8 protein-coding genes, 1 tRNA gene and 2 pseudogenes are annotated in these 12808 nt (G+C 45.1%); 3 read left to right on the plus strand and 8 right to left on the minus strand.

The features are described from left to right. Positions 1–147: 147 nt before the first annotated feature. Positions 148–1437 (minus strand): adenylosuccinate synthase, encoded by a 1290-nt coding sequence (locus FRX57_RS05695; protein WP_146567572.1) that lies wholly within the window; start codon positions 1435–1437, stop codon positions 148–150. Between the two features lie 195 nt (positions 1438–1632). On the opposite strand from FRX57_RS05695, the gene FRX57_RS05700 reads away from it, so the two are divergent. After that, a tRNA-Cys gene (locus FRX57_RS05700) sits at positions 1633–1703 on the plus strand. A gap of 166 nt (positions 1704–1869) precedes the next feature. Here FRX57_RS05700 and asnA read toward each other — a convergent pair. After that, positions 1870–2862 carry an aspartate--ammonia ligase gene (gene asnA, locus FRX57_RS05705; RefSeq protein WP_146567574.1) on the minus strand — a complete coding sequence of 331 codons (993 nt, stop codon included), beginning with the start codon at positions 2860–2862 and terminating at the stop codon, positions 1870–1872. Positions 2863–2984: 122 nt separating this feature from the next. Continuing rightward, entirely contained in the window at positions 2985–4880 is a 1896-nt protein-coding gene (locus FRX57_RS05710; RefSeq protein ID WP_146567576.1) for a M13-type metalloendopeptidase, read from the minus strand. 179 nt (positions 4881–5059) lie between these two features. Here FRX57_RS05710 and FRX57_RS05715 point away from each other — a divergent pair, with 179 nt between their 5' ends. Next, on the plus strand, positions 5060–5350 hold the full coding sequence (locus FRX57_RS05715) for a bacteriocin immunity family protein (RefSeq protein WP_186600839.1): 291 nt from the start codon (positions 5060–5062) through the stop codon (positions 5348–5350). Between the two features lie 32 nt (positions 5351–5382). Here the strand turns inward: FRX57_RS05715 and treC are convergent, their stop codons facing one another. From treC to treP, 3 genes and pseudogenes are all read right to left on the minus strand, one after another. Beyond that, positions 5383–7014, minus strand: a complete 1632-nt coding sequence (treC, locus tag FRX57_RS05720; protein WP_146567580.1) for an alpha,alpha-phosphotrehalase — start codon at positions 7012–7014, stop codon at positions 5383–5385. A 97-nt stretch (positions 7015–7111) separates the two neighbouring features. Then, a pseudogene (locus FRX57_RS07890) lies at positions 7112–7555 on the minus strand (PTS sugar transporter subunit IIA); the annotation flags it as partial. A gap of 83 nt (positions 7556–7638) precedes the next feature. After that, positions 7639–9073: pseudogene (gene treP, locus FRX57_RS05725) on the minus strand (PTS system trehalose-specific EIIBC component); the annotation flags it as partial. Between the two features lie 200 nt (positions 9074–9273). Here treP and treR point away from each other — a divergent pair. Next, positions 9274–9993 (plus strand): trehalose operon repressor, encoded by a 720-nt coding sequence (gene treR, locus FRX57_RS05730; protein WP_146567584.1) that lies wholly within the window; start codon positions 9274–9276, stop codon positions 9991–9993. A gap of 8 nt (positions 9994–10001) precedes the next feature. On the opposite strand, the gene dtd is transcribed toward treR, so the two are convergent. Beyond that, positions 10002–10445: a D-aminoacyl-tRNA deacylase gene (gene dtd, locus FRX57_RS05735; protein ID WP_146567586.1), complete on the minus strand. Its 444-nt coding sequence runs from the start codon at positions 10443–10445 to the stop codon at positions 10002–10004. A gap of 5 nt (positions 10446–10450) precedes the next feature. Continuing rightward, positions 10451–12670: a RelA/SpoT family protein gene (locus FRX57_RS05740; protein WP_146567638.1), complete on the minus strand. Its 2220-nt coding sequence runs from the start codon at positions 12668–12670 to the stop codon at positions 10451–10453. Between the last annotated feature and the right edge of the window lie 138 nt (positions 12671–12808).

Raw genomic sequence — 12808 nt, forward strand, 5'->3', positions numbered from 1 at the left:
TTTTTATCTTTTTTATTTTTCTTGTTTACAATCTTATTATAAAACTTGTAAGCGCAAACAAAAAGACCAAGAAATACACACTTATGTGTTCAAGACTAGGAAACAAAAAAATAAGCACATGATTTGTCATCATGTACTTATTTATTTTTATAGTCCCCAAACACTTTCCAAGATATTGGTCTGGTCACGGTCTGGGCCAACTGAGAAGGTAGAGATACGTACCCCCACCAGCTCGGCAATGCGACGAACATAGTTGCGAGCATTTTCTGGTAAATCTTCCAGACGGCGAACACCCGTGATGTCTTCGGACCAGCCTGGCAATTCTTCATAAATCGGTTGACAGCGTTTCAGGGTTTCCAGACTGGCTGGGTAGTAGTCAATCCGCTCGCCATCTAGGTCATAGGCCACACAGATTTTGACCGTGTCTAAGCCTGACAAGACATCAATGGAATTGAGACAGAGATTGGTAATGCCTGATACACGACGACTATGACGCATCACCACGGAATCAAACCAACCGACACGACGCGGACGACCTGTTGTTGTGCCATACTCCTTGCCGATTTCACGAATACGATCACCTGTCGCATCAAAGAGTTCTGTTGGGAATGGGCCATCTCCCACACGGCTGGTATAGGCCTTGCAGACACCAACCACCTTGTTAATCTTACTTGGTCCAACGCCAGAACCAATGGTAACACCACCTGCCACCGGGTTTGACGAAGTCACAAAAGGATAGGTTCCTTGGTCAATATCTAGCATGACCCCTTGGGCACCTTCAAAGAGGACGCGTTTGCCCTTATCCAAGGCATCATTGAGAATAACTGAAGTATCAGTGACGTACTGTTTGATTTCTTGACCATACTGATAGTATTCTTCAAAAATCTCATCAAAGGAAATGGCCTGATCATCGTACATTTTTTCAAAGAGACGATTTTTTTCGGCCAAGTTGATTTTCAACCGTTCCGCGAAAATGTCCTTGTCCAAAAGGTCAGCAATCCGGATTCCCACACGAGCAGCCTTATCCATGTAGGCCGGACCAATTCCCTTGTTAGTGGTCCCGATTTTATTGTCACCCTTAGCCGCTTCCTGTAATTCATCTAATTTGATATGGTAGGGTAGGATGACATGGGAACGGTCAGAAATCCGCAAGTTATCTGTTGACACGCCCTCACCATGTAAATAATTCAATTCCTTAACCAAGGATTTAGGATTGACCACCATGCCATTACCAATTATGGAAATCTTCTCTGGGAAGAAAATTCCTGACGGAATGAGGTGCAACTTGAACTTTTTCCCATCAATCACAATGGTATGGCCAGCATTATCTCCCCCTTGATAACGTGCAATCACTTCTGCATCTTGTGACAAGAAATCCGTGATTTTCCCTTTACCTTCGTCACCCCATTGGGTACCCACAACAACAACTGATGTCATATTGATTTTAGGCTTTCGCCTTGTCCTTTCTTTATACTAGGGCAGGAATCTCACCTGCAAGCATAAGTCATACCTTTTTATTATAGTAAAATTTTTCTCTTTTTTCAATCTTACCCAACCAAATGAGGACCAGCATAAAATCTCCGATTACTCCTTGACAAAAGCAAGATTTTAAGATAAAATAATAAACGTTATGGCGGTATAGCCAAGTGGTAAGGCACGGCTCTGCAAAAGCTTGATCGTCGGTTCAAATCCGTCTACCGCCTTCATCATCCAAGTAAAAGCTCATCTGATGATGGGCTTTTTTGCTTGCCTACTAGGTTAAATGAGGATAAGGCATCATTTGTTGAAGCAAGAGTAAACTCTTTAATCGTTCACAAAAGTTCTCTACAACGTAGAACAAACCCTCTGGTTTTTTCCAGAGGGGTCTGCTTACAAAATATGCTCAAAAGTTTCATAAACGTCTTTAGGCCAAACTGAGGTTTGAACTTCGCCGATATGACCTTTTTTGAGGAGGAACATGGCCATACGAGATTGACCAATCCCTCCACCAATACTCAGAGGAAATTGACCAGCTAAAAGGGCCTCGTGCCAATCAAACGCTAACCGGTCTTGGTCGCCAGTCAAGTCAACCTGACGTTTGAGGGCTACCTCATCCACACGAATGCCCATGGACGATAGTTCAAAGGCTGTTTGCAGTCGGTCATTCCAAACTAGGATATCACCATTTAGACCGCGATAGCCATTCTCCGTCTCAGTGGTCCAATCATCATAATCGGGAGCACGACCATCGTGGGGCTTACCATCAGCTAAGCAGCCGCCAATTCCAATGAGAAAGACCGCTCCAAATTCCTTGGTCACCGCATTTTCACGTTCTTTGGGGCTTAAATCGGGGTATTTTGCCACCAATTCTTCCGTATGGATAAAGGTAATCTGCTTGGGGAGAACTGCCTCAATATCATAACGAGCTTCAACGGCCAATTCCGTCAAGCGAATAACCTTATAAATCTGCTCCACCGTTTCTTTGAGATAGGCTAAATTACGACGCCCCGCCGGAATCACCTTTTCCCAGTCCCATTGGTCCACATAGACCGAATGCGTCCGATCTAGCGAATCCTCATCAGGTCTCAGTGCCTTCATGTTAACCACTAGGCCCTCGCCTTCGTTAAAACTAAATCGGGCCAAGGTATGACGTTTCCATTTGGCTAGGGAATGAACCACTTCAAACTGGGCATCTGGGATTTTCAAGACATTGACCGAAACAGGGTTTTCAATGCCGGAAAGGTTGTCCTGCATACCATCTCCCACCCGACTCAAAATCGGCCCCTGCACCTCAACAATATTAAGCTTGTCAATCAAATACTGGGTAAAGGTATTCTTGACAAAGGAAATTTCTTCTTGCTGTTCAATAAAACTTTTTTTCATCACTGACCTCATCTTTTTGCTATTATTAGGCATTATACCCTTTTCTGCACAAAAAAGAAAGCGTTTTTGCAAAAATTTTCAGAGAAAACTGAAAAAACTAGGTTACCCTAGTTTTTTCTTGATTACCAAATCATGACACGATCAGCTACTGGACGCCACATGCCATCTGTTTCGGTCACACCAAAAGTTTCATGAAATTCTGCAAAATTTGGCAGCTGAACATTGGTTCGCAAGTGACCCGGAGCATGGACATCAACGCTAGCCAACATTTGCATGTACTCTGTGCGAGCCTTGAGCCGCCAAATACGAGCAAAATTGATGAAAAAGTCCTCAGCTGAAAACTCCCCTTCCTGCTGGGCTGCTTCTAAGGCTGCCGCCAAACCACCCAAGTCGGCTACGTTTTCTGATACGGTCAACTTACCATTGACCTTGGCTCCGTAAGAATCCAAACCATCAAATTGCTCAACCACCCGGTCTGTCCGCTCCTTAAAGGCTTGGTAATCAGCATCCGTCCACCAATTGTTTAAGCTACCAAATTCATCAAAAGAGGCCCCATTGGTATCAAAGGCATGGGAAATTTCATGGGCAATAACCGCTCCAATACCGCCATAGTTGGCTGACGATGACTGCTCCAATGAATAAAATGGTGCCTGTAAAATAGCTGCAGGAAAAACAATCTTATTTTGTTGTGGTGAATAGTAGGCATTGACCTCATGGGCTGCCATGCCCCACTCACTCTGGTCAACCGGTTGATTCCACTTGCTCCAGGCATGACGGATAGAAATTTGAGCTAACTTGCGGGCATTCTCCAAAAGAGAAAGTTGATCATCAATAATCTTCTCTGGGTAGGTATCCGGTAATTTTTCTGGATAGCCAATATGAGGGGTAATGCGATTCAGTTTGACAATCGCCTGCTCAATGGTCGCCTGACTCAACCAATCATTTTTGCTAAGGCGTTGCTTATAAACCTCAATCATGGTCGCCACCTTGCTCTCCACATCGGCCTTAGCCGCTGGTGAGAAATATTCTTTAGCATACCAGAGGCCCAAGGCTTGGTTATAAGGCCCCGAAGCCAGGTAAAAGGCTGCTTTACGCTGATTGGCTGCCTCTGGCGTTCCTGTCAAAGCCCGACGATAAGCGCCTGCCAAAACGCGAATCTCGTCCGTTAAATAATTGGCACAAGAGGCTGCTGCCTGAAAAATCAAGTTTGCTTTTAGACCTTCCCAGTTAGCTTCAGAATAATATTCCTTGGCAAATTCTGTCCAAAAACGTTCTTCTGGCACAATGACCTGATCCGGAGTCTGCCCCAAAAGCTGGGTAAAAATCTCATCTAAGGGGAGTTCAGGAGCTAACTTGGTAAAATCGGCCCAGTCATAAGGGTGATAGAGTTTGGCATACTCTGAACTCTCCTCACTTGAGAGGACATAATTGGCTAGCTTAGCATCTAAGGCAATCATCTTGTCCAAAAGAGCAGCAATATCTTCCTGAGAAAAACCAAATTTGCTCAACCAAGCCTCACTAGACTGACGCCAGGTTGCCAATAAGGTCTTGCCCTGCTCATGGTCAGGAGCATAATAGGTCACATCTGGCAAGATGAGACTTGGGGCATCCGCCCAAAGAACATTTAATTGAGCATTCATAAAGTCAGGAGCCACACCAAAGGGAAAGAGATTTGGCTGACCTAACAGCTCATAGTCAGCAATCTTACTGGCAAATTCTGCAAACGAGGATAAACCTTGATAGGAGTCAATAAGAGGGAGGGCTGGGGCAACACCAGCCTTTTCTCGCCCTTCAAAATCGCTAACCAAAGCATGAAATTTGACAAAGTTCTGCAAAATCGGGTCTGTCGGCAAATCATCACCCGCTAGCCAGCGATCCGTCCTTGCCAACATCAATTCTTCAATCTCTGTATGCAGGTCCATAAAGCCACCAGTGGTCGGCTTATCGTCTGGAATAACTGCTGTCTTGGCCCAGTCGCCATTGACTGCCTGGTAAAAATCATCTTGTAAACGTACCATAATAACCTCCTTGGTCTATCTTAGCCTATTTTAACAAAATTTTGTCCTAAATGCACTTGTGACCCAAGAAAACTAGCTTTCCCCTTCAGATCAATACAAACTATTTCTCAAACCTTTTCTTGAAATCGCTTTCCAAAAGTGTTACAATGTGCTTAACAATTGATAAGGAGGATAAGCTGATGACCGAACAAGAAAACATCAGACAAGTCTTGGCAGACCCGAAAGTACAAGCCAAGCCAAAACTCTCTCAATTATTTTCAGTAGCCCTGACTAGGCTTGATACAGAACAGGCTAGCCAAGTCATGCCCTCCTTGATGTACGATATATCCCTTTACTTGACTCTTAATCACTACACTGCGCCAAAAAGTGTCCTTGATTTTGCTCAGACCTATCAAAAAACCTATCATCAGGCCAGAGGCATTGGCTCTGCCCTTAGGATGTTAGCCCAATCACTAACCTCCTTAAAATGAAAAAACTAAAAGGCTGGAACAAAAGTTCCAGCCTAGTTCCTTGTGCTCAAAATAGCCAAGGTCTGATAAGGTTTCAAGGTAAGCTTTTGACCCAAACCAACATCAGGGTAGTTACTAATCAGGACCTGGCCAGCTCGATAATCTGGAAGCAGGTCAAGCGTGACCTCTTGTGCGAAGAAATTATTTAAGACCAAGAGTTTTTCATCACCTAGTTGCCGTTCAAAGGCATAGACTTGGTCACTGTTTTGATAGGCTGCTTTATAGTCACCTTCGGAGATGATGGACAGGTTTTTTCTCAACTTAATCAAACGTTGATAGAAGGGAAAAATCTTGCCTGTTTTTTCTGTTTCAACATTAATGGTTTGGTAGGTCTTGCCGACCTTGAGCCAAGGGGTGTTGGTTGAAAAGCCAGCATGAGCTGTAGCATTCCACTGCATTGGTGTCCGCGAATTGTCTCGTGATTTGGCCTTGACAATAGCAAAGGCTTCTGCTGCAGACTTGCCCTGCTCCAACAAGATATCATAGGCATTGAGACTCTCCACGTCCACATAGTCAGCCATGCTATCATAGTCGGGATCCAGCATACCAATCTCCTCACCCATGTAAATATAAGGCGTCCCTCGGGAAAGATGGATAGAAGCCGCTAACATGGTCGCTCCCTCTTCACGAAAATTCTCCACATCAATAAAGCGGTTAAGGGCGCGAGGCTGGTCATGGTTGTTGTAGAAAAGTGCATTCCAGCCATTGCCTTGACTCATCTCCTCCCCCCACTGGTGGAAGAGCCCTTGCAATTCCTTGAAATCAAAGGCCTTGATGGTCCATTTTTGCCCATCCTGGTAGTCCACTTTGAGGTGGTGAAAATTAAAAGCCATGGATAGTTCTTCCCGCTCTGGGGCAGTGTAGAGCAAGCAATTCTCAATCGTGGTTGACGACATTTCCCCAACCGTCATAAACCCTTCTTCTTCTCCAAAAGTCGCTTGGTTCATCATGTGGAGGTACTCATGGGTAATAGGACGATCCGTATAGGCTGGCTTGCCATCATTGATGGGACAATCTACCAAAACGTCATCCTTACCAATCAGGTTAATGACATCAAAGCGAAAGCCTCTGACTCCCTTGTCCTTCCAGAAATTAACCACCTTGAATAGCTCTTGACGCACATGCGGGTTACGCCAGTTGAGATCAGCTTGGCTCTGGTCAAAGAGATGAAGGTAATATTTGCCCGTATTACCAAAGGGAGACCAAGCAGAGCCACCAAACTTGGACAGCCAATCCGTTGGCTCATCACGCAGGATAAAGAAATCCTGATAAAAGGTATCGCCTGCTAGAGCCTTTTGAAACCATTCGTGATCGGTGGAACAATGGTTGAGCACCATATCCAGCATAAAGGCAATCCCGTGTTTCTCCCCGACCTCAATCATCTCCTCAAAGTCGGCCATGCTACCAAAGAGAGGATTAACCGCCTGATAATCAGAAATATCATAGCCATTATCCCGTTGGGGGCTAGGATAGAAAGGATTGAGCCAAACCATATCCACTCCCAAGTCTGCTAGATAGGGAATTTTTTCAATAATCCCCTGTAAGTCACCCACACCATTTCCTGTCGTATCCTTGAATGATTTGGGATAAATCTGATAAACCACCTGACGCTTATCAATGACCATAGAATTCTCCTTGCTAATATGATTGAAAAGAGGCAGAACCAGTCAACAGCTCTAACAACTGCCACCAGTCCAACCCTTTTCATCCTTCTTAATCTTCTTAAATGCGACTAGCTGTCAAGAGGCTTTCCCCTCGCTTAACCTGGCGAGGAAGCTGACCAACAACATCTGGTTGGAATTGCTCCTGATTGGTCACAATGATTGGGGTTTCTGTCACCAAGCCTGCTGCTTTAATCACAGCCATATCAAAATTAATCAAGGCATCACCGGCTGCCACACGGTCACCCTGTTTGACATGAGCTTCAAAGCCTTTACCATCAAGGCTAACGGTATCCATACCGATATGGATCAAGACCTCAACGCCTGCATCAGATACCAAACCAATCGCATGTTTGGTTGGGAACAAAACAGATACCGTTCCATCAAATGGGGCCACGACTTGACCTTGACTAGGTTCCATGAGCACCCCTTGTCCCATCACACCAGAGGCGAAAACAGGATCTGTCGCTTGGCTCAACGGTTTGATTGTTCCTGCCATTGGACTAAACAAGTCAACTAAACCATTCTCAGAAGCAGCTTCTTTCTTGGCCTCAGCAATGGCCTCTACCTGCGGAGCCTTAACAGTAGCATCTTCAGACTTGGTCAAAATACCCGCCTTGCGGAAGAAGATGGTCAAGACAAATGGCACAATAATAGCAACCAACATAATCCCTGCAAATGGTAGCATGTATTGGGCTTGAATAGATAGGATACCTGGGATACCACCGATACCAATGGCATTGGCTGTGACATTAAACATGGTTGACAAAAGACCAGCCAAGCCTGAACCAATCATTCCGGCAACAAATGGATAGACGTATTTGACATTGACCCCGAAGAGAGCTGGTTCAGTGACACCAAGATAGGCTGAAATGGTCGCTGGTAATGAGATTTGTGCCTCCCGCTCACTCTTACGGTTCATCCAGTAGTAAGCAAAAACAGCTGAACCTTGAGCGATATTTGAGAGGGCAATCATTGGCCAAAGACCTGTTCCACCAGAATCCGCAATCAACTGCGAATCAATGGCATTGGTCATGTGGTGTAAACCGGTAATAACAAATGGCGCATAAAGGGCACCAAAAACTGCACCAAACAACCACTTGAAAGAACCAGTCAAGCCAGCCAGGACCACGGTTGATAGGGCCTTACCAACTGCCCAACCAAATGGCCCAAGAATCGTGTGTGCCAAGATAAGAGCTGGAATCAGAGAAAGAAAAGGTACAAAAATCATGGATACCACTTCTGGAATCCGTTTCCGCCAGAAAATTTCAAGGTAAGACAGAGACAGACCGGCCAAGAGGGCTGGGATAACCTGAGCTTGATAGCCAATACGGTTAATGGTGAAAGAACCAAAATTCCAAACCCAGTTTTCAGCAATTTCTTTGGCTGGTGTGCCGGCCACGGCATAGGCATTGAGCAACTGTGGTGACACCAAACAAATCCCCAGAACAATTCCCAAGATTTGAGTGGTTCCCATCTTACGAGCCACTGACCAAGTAATACCTACTGGCAAGAAATGGAAAATCGCTTCGCCCGGCAACCAAAGAAAATGATTGACACCGCTCCAAAATGGTGACACATCAACGATGGTCTTACCCCCAAGAGCTGACCATTGAACCCCTTCAAGGACATTACGGAAGCCCAGAATCAAACCACCCACGATAATGGCTGGGATGATTGGGGTGAAAATCTCAGCTAACATGGTCATGACACGCTGGATGGCATTTTGATTGCTCTTAGCAGCGGCCTTGGCTGCTTCTTTTGACACCCCTTCAATTCCCGATACTGCGGTAAAATCATTATAAAAGAGGGGCACATCATTGCCGATGATGACTTGGAACTGACCGGCATTAGTAAAGGTTCCCTTAACCGCTGAAATAGTTTCAATAGCGGCTACATTGGCCTTGCTCTCATCAACCAAGACGAAACGCATCCGTGTGGCACAGTGAGAAACCGCTGAGATATTGTCCTTGCCACCAACGGCATCAAGCAAGACACTTGCTTCTTTTTCAAATTTTCCCATTTGACTACTCCTAAATGAATTTGGTCGTGCCACCTCGTTTGAGAGGTGACTAACAAATGTACGTACAAATAAGTTATGGTTTTATTGTACACGGTTACAAACTTGTCTGCAAGTTGTCTGCTTTAATTTCCCCTATTTTTATGCTAAAATAAGCCTGTTGTCTGCTAAAGACCAGACAAATGAAAGGTGAAGCCAGAAATATGAAAAAATATCAGCTTATTTTCAAAGATTTACAAGAGAAAATCGCCAACGACACCTATCCTGTCGGTAGCTACCTACCGACGGAAGCCCAACTTTGTCAACTCTACTCAGCCAGTCGTGACACCATTCGTAAGGCCATCAAACTCCTCAATCAAGCCGGCATGGTCGAAAGCTTGCAAGGTCAGGGAACCAAGGTTGTGCAACGGCAACACATTCAGTTTCCCGTGTCCGAATTGACCAGTTACCAAGAACTGGTAGATAAGCTAGGCATGGTGTCAAGAACCAAGGTTTTGGCGGTTGAAAAAGTGATTGTTGATGATAAATTAGCCCTTAAAACGGGCTTTGCTAGCAAGTCTATCATTTGGCGAGTTCGCCGCCAACGGCAACTAGATGGTGTTGCTGCTGTCTTGGACACGGACTATCTTGATACAAGGATTGTCCCCAAGATGACAACGGCTATCGCCCAGGACTCCATCTATGCCTATCTAGAAAATGAACTTGGCCTTGACATTGCCTATGCCCAAAAAGAAATTACCATTGATCAAGTCTCTGACACGGATAAACTCCACCTTGATTTAGGGGCAGACAAGCATCTTGTTTCTGTTAAATCTAAGGTCTTTCTCGGCAATACCCGCCAATTTCAATTTACCGAGAGCCGTCACAAACTTGACAAATTCAAATTCGTTGATTTTGCCAAACGCCACAAAAAAACAGGCTAGTCCACCGACTACCTGTTTTTCGTATCCAAGATAATGGTCACCGGACCGTCATTGGTCAAGCTCACCTGCATATCTGCACCAAAGATACCAGCCTTGACAGGCACCTTTTGGGCTAGCTGAGCATTGAAATCTTCATAAAAGGCCTTAGCCATCTCAGGATTGGCTGCCCCGGTAAAGGCAGGGCGATTGCCCTTTTTAGTCTCCGCAAAGAGGGTAAATTGAGAAACCGACAAAATCTCCCCACCAATGTCCTGAACAGACAGGTTCATCTTACCTGCCTCGTCTGAGAAAATCCGCATATTAAGTAATTTACGGACAGCATAATCTAAATCCTCTTGATGATCATCAGGGCCAACACCCACCAAGAGCAAAAGCCCCTGACCAATCTTAGCAATCTCTTGACCTGCCACTTGGACACTTGCCCCTGAGACACGTTGCACAATTATCTTCATCTTAATCACCCATTTGTCCGTTTAACACTATAAACATCTGGCACAATTTTAATCTTATCCACAATGGTCATTAAGGTAACCAGATTAGGAATACTAAAGCTCACATGAATATTGACGAATTTCATGTCCTTGGTTGATTGAGCATTGATGGAGGTAATGCTCTTGGTCTTGTTGGAAAGAATTTGAATGACATCATTGAGCAGGCCACTCCGATTAAGCCCATAAATATCAATCTCTGCCACATATTCCTTGTGCCCATCTTGATTATCCCATTCAACCTCAATCAAGCGTTCATTGTAGCCATCCTGACTCTTGATGTTGTTACAGTCGCTACGGTGGATAGCTACGCCTCGCCCCTTGGTAATGTAACCATCGATTTTGTCCCCTGGCACAGGGTTACAACATTTGGCAATCCGCATCAATAAGCCGCTAGCCCCTTGGATAATCACACCATTTTCACTGCGAACCTTGAGCACATCACGGTTGTCCTGCTTGATTTCGCCACCATTGACCAATTCATCGGCCTCAGCCTTGGCCTTGGCCCGCTCAGCCTCACGACGCTCGTCCTCAGTCAACTTGTTAAAGACACTAATTGGACTCATTTCACCAAAACCAACGGCGGCATAGAGGGCTTCTTCGCTCTTGACACTCAGACGTGGCAGGATAGCTTCAATGTGTTTTTTATCTAAAAACTTATTGGCCACATAACCCTGTTCTTGGAAACACTCAACCAAGAGCTCACGTCCCTTGTTGATGGACATTTCACGGTCTTGGCTCTTGAAAAACTGACGAATTTTATTACGGGCCTTATTGGTCTTGACAATCTTAATCCAATCACGGCTAGGACCAAAAGAATTACTATTGGTGATAATCTCAACCACATCACCTGTTTTGAGCTTGGCTGTTAAAGGCACCATACGGCCATTAACCTTGGCTCCTGTCGCCTTTTCCCCCACCTGGGTGTGGATGGCATAGGCAAAGTCAATGGGGCCAGAATCCTTGGGCAATTCTTGCACGGCTCCGCTTGGCGTAAAAACATAAATCCGCTCAGTAAAGATATCTTCCTTGACCGAATCAACGAATTCACGCGCATTACCGCTAGAATCATCCTGCAACTCAACCAATTCTTTAATCCAATTCATGCCAGCTGCCTGTTCAGCCTGGTTGACCTTGCCAGTCACCCCTTTCTTGTAAGCCCAATGAGCTGCCACCCCATACTCTGCCACTTGGTGCATTTCCTTGGTGCGAATCTGAATCTCAATCGGCCCCTTTGGCCCATAGACCGTGGTGTGAATGGATTGGTAACCATTCGCCTTGGGCACCGCAATATAGTCCTTAAACCGGCCTGGCATGGGACGCCAAAGCTCATGAATGTAACCCACCATGGCATAGACATCACTGGCCGTTTCCATGATACAACGAATGGCAATCAAATCATAAATTTGGTCAAAGCGTTTTTTCTTATCCCGCATCTTACGATAGATGGAATAAATATGCTTAGGTCGACCATAAATGTCACCATAGAGGCCCTGTTCATTGGTGTAGGATTGAATCCGGCCAACAATTTCATCAACCAAGGCCTCACGCTCCCGACGTTTTTCCTTCATCATGTGAGAAATCTTGTAGAATTCCGCTTCGTTAAGGTAGCGGAAAGACATGTCCTCTAGTTCCCACTTGATCCGACTAATTCCCAAACGGTGGGCCAAGGGAGCATAAATCTCCATGGTTTCCCGTGAAATCCGCTCCTGTTTGTCCCGTCGCAAATGTTTCAGGGTCTGCATATTATGCAGGCGGTCTGCCAATTTCACCAAAATCACCCGAATGTCCTTGGACATGGCCATGAGCATCTTGCGATGATTTTCCGCCAACTGCTCTTCATGGGACTTGTATTCCACCTTACCTAGCTTGGTGACACCATCAATAATCACACGCACATCAGGACCAAAGTCAAATGCTAAGTCATCGAGGCTAATATCCGTGTCTTCCACAACATCATGCAAAAATCCACAAGCCACTGTCACCGCATCTAAACGTAGGTTGGCTAAAATACCTGCCACCTGAATGGGGTGGATAATATAGGGTTCCCCTGATTTACGAAACTGGCCAGTATGGGCCGCTACTGCATAGTTCATGGCTTTTTCGACAAAAGCCACATCCCCTGGACTGAGATAGGCCGCTGTTAAGTCAACCACCTCTTGTCCTGTCAAATTTTTCTCTTTAACCATGTCTTCCTCCAACTGCCCCTCATCATTTTTCATCTCTGTTTTTTTGATAATATTTCTATTCTACCACTTTTTCAAGGAAAATAGAACTGACTAAACCCAGGTTAAAAAATTATTCTTTTCGTAATCGCTTACCGATAA

This window comes from Streptococcus cuniculipharyngis, assembly GCF_007859195.1.
GTDB lineage: Bacteria > Bacillota > Bacilli > Lactobacillales > Streptococcaceae > Streptococcus > Streptococcus cuniculipharyngis.